Origin of the sequence: Campylobacter portucalensis (assembly GCF_009690845.1) — a bacterium.
Classification (GTDB): domain Bacteria; phylum Campylobacterota; class Campylobacteria; order Campylobacterales; family Campylobacteraceae; genus Campylobacter_B; species Campylobacter_B portucalensis.
Genome location: NZ_VWSJ01000012.1, coordinates 18,169 through 36,595, shown reverse-complemented (window position 1 = coordinate 36,595; position 18,427 = coordinate 18,169). Strand labels below are relative to the sequence as shown.

Annotated in this window: 29 protein-coding genes and 1 pseudogene; 13 read left to right on the top strand and 17 right to left on the bottom strand. The window is 24.4% G+C overall.

Annotated elements, in window-relative coordinates:
* Window positions 1–140: 140 nt before the first annotated feature.
* The 6 genes from F1B92_RS04495 (at window position 141) to F1B92_RS04470 (ending at window position 2,463) form a co-directional block, all read left to right on the top strand.
* Entirely contained in the window at window positions 141–626 is a 486-nt protein-coding gene (locus F1B92_RS04495) for a hypothetical protein (protein WP_154570698.1), read from the top strand.
* Window positions 590–1,111, top strand: coding sequence for a 3'-5' exonuclease (locus F1B92_RS04490; protein ID WP_326833095.1), 522 nt, complete (start codon window positions 590–592; stop codon window positions 1,109–1,111). The genes F1B92_RS04495 and F1B92_RS04490 overlap by 37 nt, the downstream gene beginning before the upstream one ends.
* Window positions 1,112–1,128: 17 nt before the next feature.
* Window positions 1,129–1,425, top strand: coding sequence for a hypothetical protein (locus F1B92_RS04485; RefSeq protein ID WP_154570696.1), 297 nt, complete (start codon window positions 1,129–1,131; stop codon window positions 1,423–1,425).
* Between the two features lie 12 nt (window positions 1,426–1,437).
* The gene (locus F1B92_RS04480) at window positions 1,438–1,671 is read left to right on the top strand and encodes a hypothetical protein (RefSeq protein WP_154570695.1); all 234 of its coding nucleotides are present in this window, start codon (window positions 1,438–1,440) and stop codon (window positions 1,669–1,671) included.
* Window positions 1,672–2,008: 337 nt separating this feature from the next.
* Window positions 2,009–2,197, top strand: coding sequence for a hypothetical protein (locus tag F1B92_RS04475; RefSeq protein ID WP_154570694.1), 189 nt, complete (start codon window positions 2,009–2,011; stop codon window positions 2,195–2,197).
* An 11-nt stretch (window positions 2,198–2,208) separates the two neighbouring features.
* The gene (locus tag F1B92_RS04470; RefSeq protein ID WP_154570693.1) at window positions 2,209–2,463 is read left to right on the top strand and encodes a type II toxin-antitoxin system RelE family toxin; all 255 of its coding nucleotides are present in this window, start codon (window positions 2,209–2,211) and stop codon (window positions 2,461–2,463) included.
* Window positions 2,464–2,566: 103 nt separating this feature from the next.
* On the opposite strand, the gene F1B92_RS04465 is transcribed toward F1B92_RS04470, so the two are convergent.
* Window positions 2,567–2,830, bottom strand: a complete 264-nt coding sequence (locus F1B92_RS04465; protein ID WP_154570692.1) for a Txe/YoeB family addiction module toxin — start codon at window positions 2,828–2,830, stop codon at window positions 2,567–2,569.
* Entirely contained in the window at window positions 2,830–3,072 is a 243-nt protein-coding gene (locus tag F1B92_RS04460) for a type II toxin-antitoxin system RelB/DinJ family antitoxin (RefSeq protein WP_154570691.1), read from the bottom strand. The genes F1B92_RS04465 and F1B92_RS04460 overlap by 1 nt, the downstream gene beginning before the upstream one ends.
* Before the next feature lie 242 nt (window positions 3,073–3,314).
* Between F1B92_RS04460 and F1B92_RS04455 the strand changes: the two genes are divergently transcribed.
* The 3 genes from F1B92_RS04455 (at window position 3,315) to F1B92_RS04445 (ending at window position 5,361) form a co-directional block, all read left to right on the top strand.
* The gene (locus tag F1B92_RS04455; protein ID WP_154570690.1) at window positions 3,315–3,977 is read left to right on the top strand and encodes an AAA family ATPase; all 663 of its coding nucleotides are present in this window, start codon (window positions 3,315–3,317) and stop codon (window positions 3,975–3,977) included.
* 61 nt (window positions 3,978–4,038) lie between these two features.
* A complete protein-coding gene (locus F1B92_RS04450; protein ID WP_154570689.1) occupies window positions 4,039–4,326 on the top strand; it encodes a plasmid mobilization protein in 288 nt (95 codons plus the stop codon).
* Window positions 4,327–5,184: 858 nt separating this feature from the next.
* Window positions 5,185–5,361: a hypothetical protein gene (locus F1B92_RS04445; RefSeq protein ID WP_154570688.1), complete on the top strand. Its 177-nt coding sequence runs from the start codon at window positions 5,185–5,187 to the stop codon at window positions 5,359–5,361.
* A gap of 40 nt (window positions 5,362–5,401) precedes the next feature.
* Here the strand turns inward: F1B92_RS04445 and F1B92_RS04440 are convergent, their stop codons facing one another.
* From F1B92_RS04440 to F1B92_RS04415, 6 genes are all read right to left on the bottom strand, one after another.
* Complete coding sequence (locus F1B92_RS04440; RefSeq protein WP_154570687.1) at window positions 5,402–5,707, bottom strand: hypothetical protein; 306 nt, start codon at window positions 5,705–5,707, stop codon at window positions 5,402–5,404.
* A gap of 688 nt (window positions 5,708–6,395) precedes the next feature.
* A complete protein-coding gene (locus tag F1B92_RS04435; protein ID WP_154570686.1) occupies window positions 6,396–6,551 on the bottom strand; it encodes a hypothetical protein in 156 nt (51 codons plus the stop codon).
* Complete coding sequence (locus F1B92_RS04430) at window positions 6,523–6,699, bottom strand: hypothetical protein (RefSeq protein ID WP_154570685.1); 177 nt, start codon at window positions 6,697–6,699, stop codon at window positions 6,523–6,525. Before F1B92_RS04430 ends, F1B92_RS04435 begins: the two co-directional genes overlap by 29 nt.
* Before the next feature lie 387 nt (window positions 6,700–7,086).
* Entirely contained in the window at window positions 7,087–7,320 is a 234-nt protein-coding gene (locus F1B92_RS04425) for a hypothetical protein (RefSeq protein ID WP_154570684.1), read from the bottom strand.
* Between the two features lie 19 nt (window positions 7,321–7,339).
* Window positions 7,340–8,026, bottom strand: coding sequence for a hypothetical protein (locus F1B92_RS04420; RefSeq protein WP_154570683.1), 687 nt, complete (start codon window positions 8,024–8,026; stop codon window positions 7,340–7,342).
* 745 nt (window positions 8,027–8,771) lie between these two features.
* Window positions 8,772–9,050 (bottom strand): ParB N-terminal domain-containing protein, encoded by a 279-nt coding sequence (locus F1B92_RS04415; protein ID WP_154570682.1) that lies wholly within the window; start codon window positions 9,048–9,050, stop codon window positions 8,772–8,774.
* A 560-nt stretch (window positions 9,051–9,610) separates the two neighbouring features.
* Here F1B92_RS04415 and F1B92_RS09135 point away from each other — a divergent pair.
* The 3 genes and pseudogenes from F1B92_RS09135 to F1B92_RS09510 form a co-directional block, all read left to right on the top strand.
* Window positions 9,611–9,853 carry an AlbA family DNA-binding domain-containing protein gene (locus F1B92_RS09135; RefSeq protein WP_326833094.1) on the top strand — a complete coding sequence of 81 codons (243 nt, stop codon included), beginning with the start codon at window positions 9,611–9,613 and terminating at the stop codon, window positions 9,851–9,853.
* Between the two features lie 346 nt (window positions 9,854–10,199).
* The gene (locus tag F1B92_RS09130) at window positions 10,200–10,544 is read left to right on the top strand and encodes an ATP-binding protein (RefSeq protein ID WP_229770920.1); all 345 of its coding nucleotides are present in this window, start codon (window positions 10,200–10,202) and stop codon (window positions 10,542–10,544) included.
* A gap of 179 nt (window positions 10,545–10,723) precedes the next feature.
* A pseudogene (locus F1B92_RS09510) lies at window positions 10,724–10,909 on the top strand (hypothetical protein); the annotation flags it as partial.
* Window positions 10,910–11,995: 1,086 nt separating this feature from the next.
* Here the strand turns inward: F1B92_RS09510 and F1B92_RS04400 are convergent.
* The 3 genes from F1B92_RS04400 to F1B92_RS04390 all read right to left on the bottom strand — a co-directional run bounded on the left by F1B92_RS04400 (window position 11,996) and on the right by F1B92_RS04390 (window position 14,903).
* Complete coding sequence (locus tag F1B92_RS04400) at window positions 11,996–13,207, bottom strand: ATP-binding protein (RefSeq protein WP_154570681.1); 1,212 nt, start codon at window positions 13,205–13,207, stop codon at window positions 11,996–11,998.
* A gap of 981 nt (window positions 13,208–14,188) precedes the next feature.
* Complete coding sequence (locus tag F1B92_RS04395) at window positions 14,189–14,554, bottom strand: hypothetical protein (RefSeq protein WP_154570680.1); 366 nt, start codon at window positions 14,552–14,554, stop codon at window positions 14,189–14,191.
* Window positions 14,529–14,903, bottom strand: coding sequence for a hypothetical protein (locus F1B92_RS04390; RefSeq protein WP_154570679.1), 375 nt, complete (start codon window positions 14,901–14,903; stop codon window positions 14,529–14,531). The genes F1B92_RS04395 and F1B92_RS04390 overlap by 26 nt, the downstream gene beginning before the upstream one ends.
* Window positions 14,904–15,065: 162 nt before the next feature.
* Here F1B92_RS04390 and F1B92_RS04385 point away from each other — a divergent pair, with 162 nt between their 5' ends.
* Window positions 15,066–15,239: a hypothetical protein gene (locus F1B92_RS04385; RefSeq protein ID WP_154570678.1), complete on the top strand. Its 174-nt coding sequence runs from the start codon at window positions 15,066–15,068 to the stop codon at window positions 15,237–15,239.
* Window positions 15,240–15,784: 545 nt separating this feature from the next.
* On the opposite strand, the gene F1B92_RS04380 is transcribed toward F1B92_RS04385, so the two are convergent.
* From F1B92_RS04380 to F1B92_RS04360, 6 genes are all read right to left on the bottom strand, one after another.
* Window positions 15,785–16,393: an Abi family protein gene (locus F1B92_RS04380; RefSeq protein ID WP_154570677.1), complete on the bottom strand. Its 609-nt coding sequence runs from the start codon at window positions 16,391–16,393 to the stop codon at window positions 15,785–15,787.
* 669 nt (window positions 16,394–17,062) lie between these two features.
* Complete coding sequence (locus tag F1B92_RS04375) at window positions 17,063–17,512, bottom strand: hypothetical protein (RefSeq protein ID WP_154570676.1); 450 nt, start codon at window positions 17,510–17,512, stop codon at window positions 17,063–17,065.
* Window positions 17,509–17,655 carry a hypothetical protein gene (locus F1B92_RS09125; protein WP_229770919.1) on the bottom strand — a complete coding sequence of 49 codons (147 nt, stop codon included), beginning with the start codon at window positions 17,653–17,655 and terminating at the stop codon, window positions 17,509–17,511. The genes F1B92_RS04375 and F1B92_RS09125 overlap by 4 nt, the downstream gene beginning before the upstream one ends.
* Complete coding sequence (locus F1B92_RS09120; RefSeq protein ID WP_229770918.1) at window positions 17,645–17,806, bottom strand: hypothetical protein; 162 nt, start codon at window positions 17,804–17,806, stop codon at window positions 17,645–17,647. The genes F1B92_RS09125 and F1B92_RS09120 overlap by 11 nt, the downstream gene beginning before the upstream one ends.
* On the bottom strand, window positions 17,799–18,029 hold the full coding sequence (locus tag F1B92_RS04365) for a hypothetical protein (RefSeq protein WP_154570675.1): 231 nt from the start codon (window positions 18,027–18,029) through the stop codon (window positions 17,799–17,801). The genes F1B92_RS09120 and F1B92_RS04365 overlap by 8 nt, the downstream gene beginning before the upstream one ends.
* Window positions 18,030–18,038: 9 nt before the next feature.
* The gene (locus tag F1B92_RS04360) at window positions 18,039–18,317 is read right to left on the bottom strand and encodes a hypothetical protein (RefSeq protein ID WP_154570674.1); all 279 of its coding nucleotides are present in this window, start codon (window positions 18,315–18,317) and stop codon (window positions 18,039–18,041) included.
* Window positions 18,318–18,427: the final 110 nt, after the last annotated feature.

Here is an 18,427-nt window from a genome sequence, read left to right as displayed (position 1 = left end):
GTGAATACAGTAAAGATAATAGCAGCCTAACAGTAATCGGATTTCCATTTTTTAGCACTGAAAAAAGTAAAGTAAACCAAGATTTTAGATAAATTTAATAATATTATAAAATAATAAAATTTTTTAAAAAAGGATAAAAAATGAAATTTTTAAAAGTTGCTACTATTTTAGTTTTAACAAGTTACTTTTTAAATGCAGGAGAGTTTGATTATATCGATAAAACAAACTCAAAAGTATTAAAGAGCTATAAAGAAAAATTAGAAACAATGCTAGAACCAACAGATGACTCAATGGTAAATAGAGAAAGAGATTATGAGCTCGAAAATCAAACTTTTCCAGAAATAGCAGATGAGCTTACTCTTGCTGATGATACAGAGGGCTTAGTTGTTTTTATTGACATTTTAAAAGATTGTGGCAAGCCAGACGATAAAATCGCCTCACTTTTATTATATAAAGCACTTAGCAATCAAGCAATAAATTGCGTAAAGACTTTACAAAAAGAGATGAATATTGATTTTAAAACTTTTGTAATGGATGACACAGCAGTATTAGAGCCTGAAAGTGTTCAAGACTATATAAAAAATAAAAAATTAAGCAAAGAAATGCTAGATGTTTTAAAAAACTAATAAAGGGCTATGATGCAAGATATAAAAATAGTGTTTTTGGTACTGAAACAACAGGATTAAAAGAAGAAGATAGAATTTTGCAAATCGTTTATTCGGTTGTGAGTTTAAAAGATCTATTAAATGGTGTTTTGTTTTATAAAGAAGAATATATTAAGCCACCAGTTGATATAAGCCCTAGTTCAGCAGCTACACATGGTATTTGGTATCAAGATATAGACGATGCAAAAGAGTTTAAAAACTCAAATGCAATAACTGATTTTGAAAAATTTATTGAAGATGAAAGTGTTTATTTTGTAGCACATAATGAAATTTTTGATAGAAACATGCTTGCAAAAGAAGATATTTTTTTACCAAGAAAAAGAACACTTGACTCTTTAAGACTTTTAAAATTATTTGCTGATGAGCATTCAGATTGTGAAAAAACATCACTTCAATATTTTAGATATTATTTTGATTTTCATAGTGATAAAAAAAGATTTTTATAAACGATCAATGCACACTTATGTCTAATCAAGAAACATTTAAAACACTTGTAAAAAACTATAAAGTTAAAAATATAGTTGCACATAGTGCCTTATCGGATATTATTGTTTTGCACATACTTTTTATAGTTCTTTTATCCGTAAGATATAATTTTGATTTTAAAAAACTTTATGAAGATTGCTTTAAACCTATTTTTATCACAAGAATAAATTTTGGTAAAGTTTTTGAACATGAAACTTTATTTGAGGATGTAGCTTGTTTAAACTATGTTGATAGTTATGGCAAACAAAGAAGTGGTTTAAATTATTTAAATTAGGTAATTAAAAATATGGATACAATTTCACTTGAAGATAAGGTTGCCATATCTAATGCAACAATAAATTGTTTAAAAAATCATAAAATTAACAATATTGTAGATTCAAAGTCTATGATTGAGTTTGCAGCTACTTTTTTACCAGAACATTGGGAGTATTTAACAAATTATTTAGAAATTGATATTGAGCAAACTAGAAATACTAAAATAAAAAAAAATAGAAGATATTATATCTGCACTACTAAATAGTAGCGATGATAAAAATCATAAAAGAGGCTTAGAATTAAAAGAAATTTTTGATTTTTTATTGGTTAGAGTTAAAAACTATTTATATTAAAATACAATTATTTTAATTGTTTAATACAATAAAATAAAAGTAAAAAAATTAAATTAATTTAAATATTTTAATTACCGTTTTTTAAAATAAGTTTATAAATTTTTCAATATTTTTAAAAATTTAGCATATAAATAAATATGCTAATTGTATACTTATTATAGTATTTTAAGATTTTTTAATGTTTTGCTTGTTATACTTGCATTACAAAAATTACAATAATAGGAAAAAGATATACAACTCACTTTTAGATTGAATGATGAATTATCAAAAAGATTTGAAACTTTTGTAAAAGAAACAAAAAGAACAAAATCCCGCTATTTACAAGAAGCAGTTAAAAACTTGCTTGATGATTATGATAATTATAAAGAAGCTATGAAATCAATTAATGAAAGCAGTGGCAAAAAAACTTATTCTTTAGATGAAATTTCATCTTTATAAGGCTTAAATGTATGAAAGTTGAATTAAATGATAGAGCTAAAAGAGATTTTGCAAAGCTTGATAAGCATATACAAATTCAGATTTTTAAAAAATTAAAATTTATTGAGAGCTTGAATAATCCAAAAGATGATGGCAAACCATTGGCTGGAAATTTGCTTGGTCTTTGGAGATACAGAAGTGGAGATTATAGAATATTAGCTCAAATACTAGATGATAAACTTATAATTTTAGTTGTTAAAATTTCTCACAGAAAAAAATACTTATAATTAAAAAAAAAAAATAAATAAAAACTATTTATTACTAGTATTTTATAATCAAAATACTAGTAATTAACAATTTAATTAATATTATATAATTTTTAAAAAAGCATTATTTATCCTTATAGTGAGATCCGCATTGAATTATTCTTATTATTTTATTTTCTATTTTATAAACTATGCGATTTTTGCTATCAATTCTTCTACTACAGTATGCTGATAAATTACCACTTAATCTCTCAGGCTTACCTGTGCCATTATGTTGATTCCTATCAATGTCTTTAATTGACTTAATAATTCTTTTAAAAACTTTTTTATCTTTTTTTTGCCAATAACAAAACTCTTCCCACTCATCATTTGTAAAGGCTTTTAACATTAAAATATATCCTTAATTTTTCCACCAGTTTCTTTCATTTCTTTAGCATTTTTTTCAAGCCTTTTTAAATTTTCTTTCGAATAAAATGGATCAACTTTTAATTCAAATGAAATTCCTTTGTTATAAATCACTTGTTTAAAAAATGTGTTTGTTGCACTACTTATATTAAGTCCTAAATCACTAAAAATTTGTTCAACTTTCTTTTTATCATAATCACTTACTCTTATTGTTACGGTTGTCATTTTTATCTCCTTTATTTTATGAGTATTGTAGCACTTTATTATTACAATGTAAATACATTTTATGAAAACGTTTTTTTTATAATAAACCTACAAAAGCCAACGCACGAATTAAAAAATATGTTCTATTTTCTTAAATTTTTAAGAAAGTATTTAATTATTAATTTAATAGTATTTAATTGCTTTTTAAGTTGTATATTAATATAATTATACAATTAAGTTAATTTATATAAAAAAGGCAGGATATGGTAATATCAATATGTAATGAAAAAGGCGGAAGTGGAAAAACAAATATAGCTATAAATTTAGCTGTAAAATTAAGCTTAGAGGGTGATGATACTCTTTTAATAGACGCAGACCCTCAAAGAAGTATAGAAGTTTTTACAAACATAAGGGAAAGTAAAAACTTACCACTTATTTTTAATTCTGTTTCAAAATTTGGTTTATCTCTAACAAAAGAAATTCAAAGTCTAAAATCAAAATATGACTCCATTGTGGTTGATACAGGAGGAAGGGATAGTGATGAAATGAGGCAGGCTTTGGCAATTGGAGATATTATAATAATCCCTACAATACCAAGTGATTTAGATATTGCAGTTTTAAATAAGATGATAAATCTCTATACACAAGCTAAAATTTTTAATCCAAGCTCAAAAGCTCTAATAATTATTTCAAAAGCTTCCCCAAATCCTTTTTTGTCTAAAAAAATAGAAGATTTAAAAGAATATATAAAAGATAAAAAATTAGATGATTTAAAACTTATGGAATCAGTTATTTATGAAAGAGAAGCTTATAAAAATTCTTTTACGAATGGGCAAGGGGTGATGGAATTTTGTGATAAAAATGAAAAAGCTTATAGTGATTTTAATAGTTTTTTTAATGAGTTAGTAGAATATGCAAATAAATAGTATATAATAAATAATTTACTATTAAAATAATAATATAATATTTGTAAAAGAGGAATAAAAAATGGCAGTATTTAAAAAAAATGAAAATAAAAGTTTTGCTTTTGTTGAAAACATAGAGAATAAAGATAAGGTAAATAACATAGACGAGTTTATAGAAAATGCAAAAGGCTCCAAAAAAACTTTTCAAAATACAAAAGGAAGACCTCTAGTTGATGATAAGTATAAAAAAACAGAACAAGTTATAATTTATCTAACAAAAGATCAAAAAAACGAACTAGTAAAAAAAGCAAAAGAAAATAATTTATCTATTTCAAAATACATTGCTATTAAAGTTTTTGGAATCGATTAAAATAGGAGTTAAAATGCAAGATTTAAACAATTAAGCGATAAAGTAAAAGATGAGTTAATTAGCTTTGAAATAAAAAGATTACAAAGTAGTTTAGATGAATTGGAAAAAACATTTGCTATTATTGAAAAGTATTTAGTAGATAATATCAACAAGCACTCACCAGAAATTCAAAAAAAAGATTTTAAATGACAATAAAGACTTTTTTAATTTTGAATCAAATTTAAGTTTATTGTAATATATTAGCCCAAAAAGTTAAAGCGGTATTTTACTTCCAAATCCAATCTCTAAATTATCAGAGACCACAAATGATTTTTTATTATCTTTTATTTGATTAAAGCTTTTTTGGCTCCGCCTATTTCAAAAACAAATTCTTTAATAATCTCTGTAATGTCGTTTGAAATTTCTATATCATCAAGGCTTAAATAAAGACTTCCTTGGTTTTTGTTTGCAAGCTGTTCAAGAGTAGTTGTTTTACCAATGCCACGATTTTCTCAAAACTATACTTAACCTGTTGGTTAAATCAGTAGTTTGTATAAAGTATCTTTTAAATTTTTGGTTATTTAGTTTTATTAGGGCGTTGTTTTTATAAACAGTTCATCTAACATTTTTTTTCTTTTTATGTAATATGATACAATTATATTATAAAAAAGATGGATTATATTACATAAAATTTTAAAATTATTATAATTTTTTTGAAATTTTAACTTTACTCCAATAGACGAAAAACCAAAAGATAAAAAAAGAGGTAGTGTTTTATTTTATACCAAGGTATTTATATCAAAAGAAAATAAGCAAAATATTAATACTAAAAAGCTTTTATTTGATGATTTTCAAAAACATACATAATTTTTAAAGCGTATGCTAAAAGAAGATGATGAAAATAAGCCTTTCAATAATATAAATAATACATTTACAAATATATTTGCTAATTCCTTGGCAAATAATATGGAATTTAAAAAAGTTTATAATGATGAGTCTTTTAGTATTTCTGTAATGATTAAGAAAAATACAAAAGATTTAAAAAATAGGCGTTAGATTTCACAAATTTATGCAATCTTTTATAATTTATGGAAAACTAAGATTTTTCCCTAAATTTTTTCAAATAAGTTCTAAAATCTAATAAATCTTCCGATTCTTCTCTTTTAATGTATATAAATTTTGAAAAATCAGTTGTTTTATGCAGTTTTTCAATTTCAACATATACTTTTTCATACTTTTCAAAGTCGTTTTTTGTAATATATCGCTCATTTAGATAAAAATTTAAAATACTCATACTTAAAAATTTATATTCAACTAAATTTATATAGCTAGAGCGTTTAAGGTATGGATAAAAAATCTTTTCAATTAAATAAAATGTGTTTTTTTGTGATTTTAATTTCATCAAAAAAGATATTTAAATTTGCGTGATAATTTTGTATTAAAAGCGTTTTTTTTTGATAATTCTTTTAAATTTAAAACATTCTTTTAAAATCATTAAAGCTTTTAATCTATTGTTTTTAAGCTCCATAAATTTTAAAAAATCTTTTGTTAGGATTTCATTTTGTGTATTTTTTTCTTTCTCATTAATTAAGCTGAAATATTTTGAATTTTTATAAAATTTATTTACATACTATATTTTATTCTCATATTGCTCCAAAATAAAAATAACCGTTCTCCGCCCTATCGACTCATCAACAGTTTTAATTTTTTTTAGGCCTTCTTTGACTAAATATTTTTGTAAAATAGAATTTTGATTTTCTAAAATCACCTCTTTTGCTATTTTGCAAATTAATTCTACTTTTTCGTTTTTTGTTTTTCATTTTTATTTACTCCTTTTTTTTGAAAAACGCTTATGTTTAGCGTTTAAAAATACCATAACTATAAAAGTCCGCTAAAATGGTGGTTTTGTTAGTATTAGTTTATTTTTTAAGTTTATTTTAAGTATATCTTAAAACCTTTTAAAACTTCGATAATATCGTGCTTTTGTAGGCTTTTTAAAAAATGAAAATTCAAAAATTGTTTATCATTTAAAAATACCATATATTTATATCCCTTTAACTTTACCAATTTTTTGGCATTTTTTTTCATTCTTATCGGCTTTTTTTTAATCCAGCTAAGTCGCTTTGAATTTGCTCTTTTAAAGCGTCTTCTTCTGCTTTTCTTTTTTCATCTATTTTATATTTGTCAAAAGTTAGCTCTTCTGGTTTAATATCTGCTTCAAATTTGTGTTCTTTTTTTGTTTCCAAGATTTATTTCAGCCTTTTGTGCCTCTTGTGTTTCTTTTACTTCATTTAGTTTTTCAGCTACACCTTCATCTGTTTTTGACATTAAACTTGCATTATCTATTTTTAGATTATTTGTATCGCTGTCTATTGTTTCTTCAAAAGCGTCCATTATTTCTTCTTTTTGGCTCTGTTCTTCTAGTATTTTTTTTTCATTTCTTTTAACTCATTTTCTTCTATTTTTCTTTCTTTGTTTTCTTTTTTGAAACTTTCATCTGCTTCTTTCATTAATTCAGGGTTATCTATTTTTTGATTAATAAGTTTGTCTAATAAATGTTCTTCTTCTGTTTTTATTTTCGTTTTTGTTTTCTACATTTTTTATTTCATTGTTTATTTCAAGTTCTTGAGAGTTTTTTATTTTGTTTTCTATACTTATATTTTTGTCATTTTCTATTACTGTATTTGTTTTTTTGTTTTCTATGTCTTGATTATTATCTTGGATACTTTCTGTCTTGTTTTCTTCTGCTTCATTTTTATCTTCTGTGTTTTGACTGTTTTCTTAAATGCCTTTTGTATCATTGTTAATTTCTTTTTTAGTATCTGCGTTTAATTCTACAAGTTTATATTCTTGTTTTTCAAATCTATTCATATTAAAAAATCCATTAAGTGGATAAATTCTAGGATTTTCTTCAATGGATGACAATGCAATTTCATCATTACCATCTAACTTATAATATTTCCTATTTGAAATTTTACTACACTCATCGTTGTCATTAAAAATTACTTGTTTCATTGTAAATACTTCTTTGGAATTAGCTTGATAACAATTGCCCATCTTTTGAATAATACTCTTCTTGTAAATAATACTCATCTAAATAGTATATCCTATATGGAGTAAAACATTCTCTTGTGTCCTTCTTTACATCTTGTAAAATTTCTTTGTTTTTAAATCTAATAACTCTTTGCTTGGTTTCTTCATCAAAATTAGAAAGAATGCCACTATAATGCCCACAAAACTCTAAAAATTGCTCATCAGTAGAATAATTCATAACAATATCATATAACTCACGGTCATAAAGCTCTGGAAACATCATTATAAAATCTGTATCACTAAGAGAAAGCAAATAAAATTTATCTATACCACCATCAAATTCTAAAAACGATACTGTATCAAGATAGGGAACTTTTATCTCTTTTGCCTCTTCATCAGCCTCTTCTATAGTATCAACATATCTAATTTCTTCAAGATAAAACTTTCTTGCTTTATCTATAAAGATTTTATAATCATCTAATGTCTTACAAATAACAATTATCCCTTCATATCCAATATCTAAATAACTACAAAATTTTTCTTCTTTTAGTGGAAGTAAAAAATCAGCTCTATGAATTAAAGCCGCATAAGAGTTTACAGGATTTATTATTACTCGCTCTTTAAGTGTATATTTTCCAATCCACTTAATATCTTCATATTTTTCTTTTTTTATATTCCCAATACTCATCCCAAGCTTTTAAATACGGATTTTCATACTCTTGCATTTCTTTCCTTTTCAAAATAGCTCTCTTTTGTCTTTTGCATTTAAGCTTTTATATATCATTTAGCTTTTTTGTAAAATTATATTTTTCCATTCTTTTTGCTTTTTTCTAGCTCTTTATTTTTTAAGTTATTTAGTAAAAACTCTATGCAAGCTCTTGATAAATCATTTCCATATTCTTTTATTTTTTTCTCTTTCTGTTTTTTAAATTATAGATAAAGCCACTCTCATCTACTATATCATCAATACCTTCTATCTTATAAAAATCAGACATTTTTCTATTTAAAATAGCTTCAACATAGTTTTTAATAGCAAAAAATGCTTCTTTTTCGTCTAAATTTTTATTAAAAATTATGACATCAATGTTTTCTAATATTTTTTTGTTTTTGGAGACTTTCTTGATTTTCTAATAATCTCAACAGGCACGCCAAAATTTCTTATCATCCTTTTTTTTAAAAAAGTTAGGCTATTTTTAATTATAGAGTTTATTATTTTATTTTCTGAAATATTTACTTTTTTGAAGTTAAATTAATAGTGTTTAAGAGTTTGCTTTCAAATTTGTTTAAGTTTTCGCTATTATTTCTGATTTCTTTTAGTGTTTTCTTAATTTCTTATATCTTAAAATCTTTAAGAAAATTTGAACTAGTTCCAAAATCAGGATATATATCACAACATATTCTAAAAAGTAAAGATTCTATTTGTGCCTCATTGCTTAAATTCGTCTATTTGTGTTTTCTTTAAAAGCTAACAAATAAACACTATCCAAATCATTTTCTTTGCTTAAAATTCTTGCTGGAATATTTAATATTTTTTTATTTTTAGCCTTTAACTCATTTAATGTCTTTATTGCTTCAATTCTTTTTCTGCCTGATATTAATTCTAGTGTTTTATCATCAATCCTATAAAATATTAATGGATTAATTATGACTATTTTATTTATACTAGATACTAGACGCTTAAAATCGCTCTTTTCTTTAAAGTCTAGTTCCAAATATCTATCTAGTAAATTATCTATTATTTTATACTCATCTATATTTATAGTTGATATATCGTTTCAAAAGTCATTTTTTCCCTTTTAGAAAATCATATCATATATTTACCAGATCATTATTAAAAAAATAAAATTTTAATTTTTTTTAAAAAAATTCATTTTTTTATAATTCAATAATAGTAAATAAAATATTTAATGCTTGTATTTAATTATTAATACTTTTATTATTTGTAGGTAATAAGTGAAATTTATGTTAATATAGATGAAATTTTCACCTATTACCTATATTTCTAGCTTTTAACCTGCTAATTTTTTTTAAAAATCATTTTATATATTTCTAAATATAAGTTTTGTTCAGTACAAAAAATTAAATCATTTATATCCCTACAGCATATTAAAAGATTGTATATAAAAGAAACTTTTAAAAAACGAAAAATCTATGTTATCTAAGCTTTAAAGTTAAATTATTTTTAGTTATAATACTTGCTTTAAATAAGGATAAATATGATAAAAGAACTTATTAAAATGGCGAAAGTAAAACTCTTGAATTTAAAGAGAATATCACAGATAGTTTAATAAACAGCGTAGTAGCTTTTGCAAATACAACTGGTGGTAAAATTTTAATTAGGGTTGGCGATAATGGCAAAATAAAAGGCGTTAATGAAAATAGTATATTTAAAATAAAAGATAGTTTGACTCAATCAATTTTTGATAGTATAACACCAAAAATAATTCCTGAAATCTACACTATAAATATAGATAATAAGCTTATTTTAGTTATAGAATTTATCCTAGTAACTTAAAGTCATATTTTATCAGCTCTAAAGGCGTAGAAAATAGTGCGTATATTAGAGTTGGTGCTACAAATAGACTTGATAATAAGGCTATTATAACTGAACTTGAAAGAGAAAAATCAAACATAAGCTTCGATGAAGAGATAAATTTTAACTATAATTTAAATGAGCTTGATTTAAGTCCATTAATAGCTTGTTTTAATAAATTTAATAAAACCATAGATAATGAAAAGTTAAAAAATTTAAAACTCATAAAATCATATCAAAATCAAATTTATCCAACAAACGCTCTTCTATTTTGCTTGGAAAATTTGATAACTGCAAGGTAAAATGTTTCAAATTTAAAGGTGTAACTATGGATGAGTTTATAGATAGAAAAGAATATGATAAGGATATATTTTCTATATTTGAAAACTCATTAAATTTTGTACTTAATCATATAAATTTAAGCTCAAAAATAGAAAATATTATAATAGAAGATAAATACGAAATTCCATTAGTTGCCTTAAGAGAAGCTCTTATTAATGCATTAATTCATATGGATTACACAAACTTAGACAGAGATATAAAAGTTGGAATTTATGATGATATGGTAAATATCGTTTCACCTGGTGGATACCCTAGTTTTATAACACAAGATGATGTAGACAATGGTAGAAGTGAAGCAAGAAATAGGGTTGTTGCAAATATTTTTAAATAGTTAGGGCTTATAGAACAGTAGGGAAGTGGCATAAAAAGAATAAAAACACTCTTGTAAAAAAGTTGGTTTAAAAGAACCAGTAATAACTAAAAAAAATGACTTTGTCGATGTTAAAATTATAGATTAGAAACTAAAAATATTATAAAAATAGATAATTTGCGAATGATTATAATCTTTTAAAAGACGAAAAAGATATTATAAAATTTATAATAGATAATGGAAAAATAACAAGAAAAGAAGTTTCGAAAATTTTAACTATAAAAGAAACAAAAGCTTACGAGCTTTTATATTCTCTTACACAAAAAGGTTATTTAGGGCGTAAAGGAAAAGGTAGAGGAACATATTATATTTTAGTAACTCAGTAAATTTTTATTATACAGTTTTGCGACACCCTAGTATAAGCATATCCATCTTTTTCAAGCATTCCAAGATATTATTTTACCACTTGCATCTTTATCTCCAAGGTAACTCTCATCTAACTATATCATGACCTATTAGACTATTAAATTTTTTCATATGCTATGGACTGAAACATTATATTGACTTTACTTGCTCTATAAGATATAATTTACACGGGTTTGTAAAATGAATAAAAATGATGCAAAAGCCTTACAAACAGTCAGCCTATAACACAACCTAGTTTATTTTAAAAATGGGATATAATTTTTAAATGGAAAAAATAAAATTAAAACTTGAAATAATATCTAAAGAAATAGAAGTTATAAAAACAAAATTACTTCTGTTTTCAGCTGGTGTTGCTGGTTGTTAAGCTTTTATATCTGCTAAATATGAAAATTAGATTTAGTAGTTATTTTTACTATGATTTTGCTTTTTATATTTAGTTATGGCGTTGCAAATAACTTGTTAAAATTAGGCGATATAAATAAAAAGATGAATAATATAGAAAAGGAACTTTAAAAAAATGAATATTATAGATTTAATTATCCCATTAATAATTTTATTAGGTTTTTTAACTGCTTATATATGTGATAGAAAAGGCATAAAACCACCAAAATTCTTTTAGCTTTTAAAATGACAATTGCAGGTATAATACTACTGGTTCTTTTTGCAGTTCTTATAGCTTGGACTACTAAAAAATAGTTGAAGTTTAGCTAAATAGCAGTTTTATGGTTTTCATCTTTTTTTCTATTTTTAAATTATTTTGGTTAAATTTAGCTTAATCGGATTTTTCTTATCAACTTTAATATAATTTGATATAAATCTTTGTCATCTTTACAAAAAACCATCAAATTTGATAGGAAAATAGTGGTGGCAAATTTATTTTTCAAAATTTTTAACACATATTTGTGACACCATCAACACATATATATGAATTTTAAGGTAGCTTCTTTAAAAAGAATACTCGAAAAATACTTAAAAAATCACTTAAATGCGATTAAAAAATACTAGGGTTAAAAAAGTAATAAGTTTTATTTTAAATCATAGAATATTTAATACAAAAACCCAAACAACCATAAAGGTATCTTATTTCCACTTCCTATTTCTATATCATCAGCTACAATATAAGAGTTTGGTATATCTTTAATTTGGTTAAAGCTCTTTTTAGCCCCACCTATTTCAAAGATAAATTTATCATCTACGATAAAATCACCACTTTTATTTAGCATGATAAAATTATTTTTAAATTTACCGTCTGCGTAAGCACTAATTTGACTTACAAAAAAACTCTCCCTTAGGTTTCCTATGTTTGGGGCACTGCTTAGTGCATAAGCTAAATTAGTATTGCTTAGATATATTTTATCTGGTTTTAGTATGGCATTATAACCCCTATTTTTATTATATAAATTTATAATAAGTCCAGCACTTTGCATATATTTTAGATACTCTATAAGCGTTGGGCGTGATATTTCACACGCTCTTGCCAGCTCACTTATATTTAGAGAAAAAGGAACACTTTGACTCAATAAAAACAGTAGTTTTTTTAATTTATCTATATTTGCATAGTTTAATGAGCAAACATAAGGTATGTCGGTTTGTAAAACTTGGTTAATGACATTCATCAATTTTGAATGAAAGCTTATCTTGTCAGTTGCAAACGGATATGCTCCATATGAGAGATAGTCTTTAAAATATGCAAGTGGCTTAAATTTGCTTGTCAAGCTTACAGCTATTTCATAATGATTTGTCAAAATTTCATCTAAGCTATACTTAGGAAAATTATCTTTTAAATTAAGACTTAAAAACTCTCTAAAAGACATAATATTTAGATAATATTTTACTACCCTTCTGCTTAAATCAGCTCCTTTTATATCAAGCTCTAGCATAGATGAACCAGTAATTATAAGTTTTAAGTTGCTTTGATCTATTACGGTTTTTATATGTGATGACCAGTTTTTTAACTTATGTATCTCATCTATCAGTAAAATTTCGCCACCAATCTTTTCAAAGTCAAGAGCAAACTCATAAAAAGAAATTACCGAAAACAAAGGATTGTCCATACTTACATAAAGAGCTTTTTGTGATGTTTGAAAATTTTGTTTTAGATATTGTAAGATAAGTGTAGTTTTACCAACACCACGTTGTCCTATTATCATCATAGCTTGTTCGTTAAAATCTATATAATCATAGAGATATCTTGTAAAATCAAGCTTTACTTTACGCAGATAGTTTTGTTGCTCATTAAAAAATCTTGTAAAATCCATATATTCTCTCTCGTTAAAAATTGTTAAATATATTTTACAATATTAGCTTATATTTGTCAAATATATTTAACATAAAAATCAATAAATAAGTTGTATAGTCGTATCTTTACTCTTCTAAAACTGAAATCCAAGCCAAGTCTTATATAAATAATACTCAATTTACTAAAATCGTGAGAGAATTTATAAATTGGAATAATTATTAACAAGCTATTGGGAAATCGCAATTTTAGCCCTTATGTAAATGCTGTTAATATTAAATGGAAAAGTCAAATGGGTCTATTGTTCTATGGTATAATAGACGAATTACCATATTAATTTAAAAAAAATATAAGCACCGTATTTTTATGGTGCTTATACGAAAGAATATAGTAATTATGAAGAATTTTATATTGCAAATCATAATACTATTTATTGTTATAATAAGTATATATTTAACAATACCAAGTGGAAACATTGAAAATTTAAATATGGAAATAAGGCTTTTTTTGGAACTATTTGCTTATGTGCCTTAATACTATTATCAATGAGTGATTTTAAATAATACAATTATTCCACTACCTACTCATCTCTTTATGTCTTTATAAAACTATTTCAAGCTCTCTTTTGTTTTTATCTATGAATTCTCTAACTTGAGCAGACTGCCTTTAATATCTCGTTAGCTTTGTTCTCGAAGTTTTTTAAGTTTTATTTTGATATGTTCTCTAAACTCTCGTTTAAATTCTTGTATTCTGCTTTCAATATTTGATTTAAAATTTCTTGTTGTTGTGTCAAAAAAATCTGTAAATTCTATGTTTCTGTCGTTTTCGTTTGTAGCTCTTTGTAATCGTTTTCTAGCTACTCATTCTTTTTCTAGGAGTCTCGTAACTCTCTTTTATTCTCTTGTATAAACTCATCAATTTTTGAATTTTGTTCTCTTGCTGATATTGTCCCTGCTTAAGCTTGGCAAAATTATAGCAAATTAATATTAAAATTAAATGAAAATTAATCTAATAAGTTTTCTTCAAATATCTCTATTCTGGGTTTTTTATTCTTTTTTCTTTCTTCTATTTGAGCCATTATTTTAGGGCCATAAAACATATAATAATCGTTTTTATAAAGATATTCATAGCAGTCATCATAGTCTGTTCTAAATATAGTCACTGGTTTGTTTGTGTTTATATTTCTTATTGTATCTATGATTTCGTATTTTCCTTCATCTAGAGCGTAATGGGACCCTGCCACTAAACACCTTCCATCCAAAAAACCTTCTCTTATTCCATATAAAAATTTAATTCTTTTTTCTTTAGTTGGCATATCTTCTTTTATAATATTATCTATATCTTTAGGGTTTGTAGAATAGGTTTCCATAAAACATTTTATTTTTTATGTCACATTTTGGTTGGTTTGTTATCAATGCATAAGGTTTTACATAAATTCCATATCTAAAATCTTGATAATATACACTAGTATCTGTTATATGTATATATGGGTTTTCTTTGGTGGGACCAGAAATGTTACTTTTCCCTTTTGCAAGTCTTTTTTCAGCTCTTTCTTTATTTTTGGCAATAGATCTTTCCATTCTAGATTCAGTATTCATGAACCATCTATCGTGATCTAGCTTTCCATATGGTTTTTGTCCCTTTCCAAAATACCACAAATCTTTGGCAAACTTCTTGCCAGATACGGCTCCAACAGTTATAGTTCCGATTGTGCGCATAAGCATCCGCTTAACAGTAGTCCAGCAGTAACTGAAACAATCAATGCTTTTTTCATTTTTTTTCCTTTAAATTTATTTTATTTTAAAATTATACAATATTTTTTGATTAAATTCTTTAAGTTAAGTTTAGATATACTCTTTTAAACATTAAAAAGGATCATTATGAAAACTAGCAAGCAACTTTTGCAAGATATAAAGGATAGATTTACAACCATTTTAAATGCTCAAAATTTAGCAATTACAAATGATAAAAGTTTATTGAATTATATGCTGGAAGAATCAAATTTTAAAGATAAGTATAAAAATAGATTTTTATTCAAAAAGCAAATGTTTTAATATTTAAAAAAGATGAGTTTATAACTTTTTTAGATAGTGAATTAAAAGGTTTAGGCTATACAAAATATCTAAATAAAAATAATTATGGGGAATTTTTCGTAAAATACACAGATATTATAAAATATCAAAAAGAAAAAAAGCAACAGTAAAAAATACTGTTGCTAAAAAAGATACTTCTTTTTTGGTCTTGTAATGCGTTATTATATGTTAATTCTTTTTAAAATTGGCTTAAATACCGAATATTTTTTTATTTAATTCTAAAATAAATTTTAGTTTTTCGTTTAAATTTTTGTTCTTAATAAAATAATCTATGTGTTTAGAAAATCTATTTAAAGAGTGTTTTATTTTTTCTTTTATTACTATATTTTTCATTTTGTTAGGACATAATTTATTAAAAACTATCAATACAGAAGCATAATCGTGTATAGCGGGTGTTTCACATAAAGCATCTATTTTTCTATTGCTATATTGTTGTAAATTTAGATTTTTTACTTCTGTTAATAGTCTTCTTGTTTTAGTAAATTCTTCTGTTTTTATTAAATTATTTAAAAAGCAGTTATTATGAACAGAACATTTCGTAATTTTTTGACATTGTATAATAAAGAGTTGTTATAAAATTTAGCATGTGCGTTATTGTTTTCAATGTAGTAAAATTTTAATAAAGTTAATAATTCTGAAAATGTTAAAATTTCTACAAAAGCCCAAACTGGAAAATTATATTTATAGTATTTATCCATTAAGCCTCTTGTGTAGAAATCAATATTATCTCTTTTTTTATTATAATTTGTAAAAATAGTTGGCTCTCTTTTTTCATCTAAAAATTTTTTTATAATAATATATCCGTCTTCTAGCGGATTGTTGGTTATATCATTTATAAAATTTACTTTTAAAATATGTTCTATAATTAGTGATATCTCTAAAACAATATTTCTCAACAAAGTATCCATTAATGCTAATTCTCTTAAATATATAAAATCTAAATCAATATATTTATCGTCTATTTTTTGATAATTTTTTGCAAAAGATTTTACTTTAAAAAAATAGTTGCTATGCTGTAAAAATTCTTTAGCTTCACTTTCTTTAAAAAGAGTAAAAGTTATTCCATTTTCTTTCATATGTTGTATTTGTTGATCGATAGATAATTTATTTTTCATTTTTATAATCACCCTAATGTTTTCTTTTAATTATATCAAATTTTCCATAAAAGCATTTTTTGCTATGAAAATCACGATTTTCAATACTAAAATTAAATAAGCCCTACTTTAAGAGCTTGTATTACTGTATGGTCTTTAAATTTAAGTTTAGCAAGCTTAAAGTGTAAAAAATGGCTTAAGAAAACCAAAAATTTTGAACAAATTTGATAGTTTTCTTAAAAAACTATATAAAAGGCTATTTACATTATTATAAGGTAAAAACACATTTTAAAAATGTTAATAGCCTTTTAAAAAGTTATCTATTCCATCCTTCTCTCCTGCTTTTGTTATCATCAACCGAAGAGCCATTATCATTAACAGCTTTGTTAAAGTTTTCTAACTTTTTAAGTGCAGTTGATTTAAATTCATTCTTTTCGCCTTTTTTCTGTTGTTAATCATAGTTTCAATAGTTCTTTTACTTTTTTAAGCTTTCTAGATTTAAGAAGTTGTTTATTCTCCTAAAAAACCAGTTATTGAAATTTGTTCTCTAAAGAGACTATCTCTGTTTTTAAAAACAAGATTATCAGGTTGAAAAAGCCATCCTGTAGCTTTATTTTTTAGTTCAAAATCAAGTCTTTTAGAAAACTATCATAATAACCTGAAATTTTAAAACCCTTATATTACATTAGTTTATGTTCTTGGTCTGAATAAGCTATGATATCGCTTATATTTTTTATTAAAAATTTCACTCATTTTAGTTTGAGTAATTTTTATATATTCTGATTTATCATCTTTTAAAATTTCAAAATTTTCAAGGGTTTTATTATTATTATATAGACTACATTTAAAATTTTCACTATCATATGCTAAAATTTGTTCTTTAGCGTTTTCGTAAGATAGGTTGTCTTTTATTGCTTGTTGGATATTTTTGATATTACTACTAATTCTATCTTCACTATCTTCAATGTCAGCTATAAAATGTTTATATAGCATTTCTTCTTTTTTTAAAACCCTTTCAATGTTGGCTTGTTCTAAAAACAAAGGGTCGCCTGTAGAAATAGCTTTCATATCTGAAATACTTGCTGCTTCATCTTCAAGTCTTTCAAGAGTTCTACCATCTACTAAACCTTTTTTTATCAAGGCTGATTTTTTGAGTAGATTGATAAAATTTCTATTGTATTATTTTCTTTGTCAATAAAAAATGGCATAACATATCCTTTAAAAATAAGGTCTCTAATGTTCTCATCATCAGCTGTTATACTTTTGCGATACCTATATGGCATAAAGGATATGTTGTTTATTTGCTTTTTTAAATTTACATAAAACTTCAATGGTAATATAATCAACTATAGCACCTATTCGTATTTGAAATTTATGCGTGTATTTTATTTGCATCTGCTTCTCTTTTTGATATGATAGTTTCAACTTAGCCATCAATCTCTTTTAAACTCACATACTCTAGCTTCTCACACTCTCTTAAAGCCAAAATCTCTTTCTTATCATCCTTGTCAGCTTGACTTACATCGTATTCTGTCTCGTAGTTGGCGTATTCAACACTAACTTCTTGATTTATTTGTCTTATTTGCTCTATTGCATTTTGTAGTATTTCTATAATTTGTGGTGTTTCTTTTGTTGTTATGGTTGTTGAAATAATCATTTTTTCTCCTTATTTACATTGTAGTGTCATTGCTCTATTACACTCTTTATCTTTGCGTGTTATTCTGTAAATAAAAAATTCTGTTTCATCCTTTTCACTTACTATAAATACACTTGTTGCCAAAGTCAAGTCTGCATCTCTTATGAGCTTATTTTCTGCTTTTTCAGACAACAGTTTATTCATTGTTTCTTCTGTTATTTTTGATTTATATGGCTCGTTAAAAGTATTTTCTATGCTATAAATTTTAAAATCACTATTTGTAATTTCACTTTTAATTTTTGAAACCATAGCATCGAAATGTTCTTGGTTTATGGTTGGATTTGTGTTTTGAAGCTCAACTAATCCATTTTTTTGATTTTTACTTCTTCACTGCACCCAAATAAAATAAAACTATCTAA

Bases quoted from the DNA above. Each gene is read 5' to 3' on its own strand.
- F1B92_RS04380 (WP_154570677.1), bottom strand. From the start codon at position 16,393: ATGAAAAATAAATTATCTATCGATCAACAAATACAACATATGAAAGAA.
- F1B92_RS04360 (WP_154570674.1), bottom strand. From the start codon at position 18,317: ATGGTTTCAAAAATTAAAAGTGAAATTACAAATAGTGATTTTAAAATT.
- F1B92_RS04420 (WP_154570683.1), bottom strand. From the start codon at position 8,026: ATGAGTATTGGGAATATAAAAAAAGAAAAATATGAAGATATTAAGTGG.
- F1B92_RS04470 (WP_154570693.1), top strand. From the start codon at position 2,209: ATGAAAGTTGAATTAAATGATAGAGCTAAAAGAGATTTTGCAAAGCTT.
- F1B92_RS04445 (WP_154570688.1), top strand. From the start codon at position 5,185: ATGCTAAAAGAAGATGATGAAAATAAGCCTTTCAATAATATAAATAAT.
- F1B92_RS04465 (WP_154570692.1), bottom strand. From the start codon at position 2,830: ATGTTAAAAGCCTTTACAAATGATGAGTGGGAAGAGTTTTGTTATTGG.
- F1B92_RS04455 (WP_154570690.1), top strand. From the start codon at position 3,315: ATGGTAATATCAATATGTAATGAAAAAGGCGGAAGTGGAAAAACAAAT.
- F1B92_RS04365 (WP_154570675.1), bottom strand. From the start codon at position 18,029: ATGATTATTTCAACAACCATAACAACAAAAGAAACACCACAAATTATA.
- F1B92_RS04450 (WP_154570689.1), top strand. From the start codon at position 4,039: ATGGCAGTATTTAAAAAAAATGAAAATAAAAGTTTTGCTTTTGTTGAA.
- F1B92_RS04485 (WP_154570696.1), top strand. From the start codon at position 1,129: ATGTCTAATCAAGAAACATTTAAAACACTTGTAAAAAACTATAAAGTT.
- F1B92_RS04430 (WP_154570685.1), bottom strand. From the start codon at position 6,699: ATGGACGCTTTTGAAGAAACAATAGACAGCGATACAAATAATCTAAAA.
- F1B92_RS04400 (WP_154570681.1), bottom strand. From the start codon at position 13,207: ATGGATTTTACAAGATTTTTTAATGAGCAACAAAACTATCTGCGTAAA.
- F1B92_RS04460 (WP_154570691.1), bottom strand. From the start codon at position 3,072: ATGACAACCGTAACAATAAGAGTAAGTGATTATGATAAAAAGAAAGTT.
- F1B92_RS04480 (WP_154570695.1), top strand. From the start codon at position 1,438: ATGGATACAATTTCACTTGAAGATAAGGTTGCCATATCTAATGCAACA.
- F1B92_RS04425 (WP_154570684.1), bottom strand. From the start codon at position 7,320: ATGAAACAAGTAATTTTTAATGACAACGATGAGTGTAGTAAAATTTCA.
- F1B92_RS09120 (WP_229770918.1), bottom strand. From the start codon at position 17,806: ATGGCTAAGTTGAAACTATCATATCAAAAAGAGAAGCAGATGCAAATA.
- F1B92_RS09125 (WP_229770919.1), bottom strand. From the start codon at position 17,655: ATGCCATATAGGTATCGCAAAAGTATAACAGCTGATGATGAGAACATT.
- F1B92_RS04385 (WP_154570678.1), top strand. From the start codon at position 15,066: ATGAAAACTAGCAAGCAACTTTTGCAAGATATAAAGGATAGATTTACA.
- F1B92_RS04390 (WP_154570679.1), bottom strand. From the start codon at position 14,903: ATGCGCACAATCGGAACTATAACTGTTGGAGCCGTATCTGGCAAGAAG.
- F1B92_RS04395 (WP_154570680.1), bottom strand. From the start codon at position 14,554: ATGGAAACCTATTCTACAAACCCTAAAGATATAGATAATATTATAAAA.
- F1B92_RS09130 (WP_229770920.1), top strand. From the start codon at position 10,200: ATGGATGAGTTTATAGATAGAAAAGAATATGATAAGGATATATTTTCT.
- F1B92_RS04495 (WP_154570698.1), top strand. From the start codon at position 141: ATGAAATTTTTAAAAGTTGCTACTATTTTAGTTTTAACAAGTTACTTT.
- F1B92_RS04440 (WP_154570687.1), bottom strand. From the start codon at position 5,707: ATGAAATTAAAATCACAAAAAAACACATTTTATTTAATTGAAAAGATT.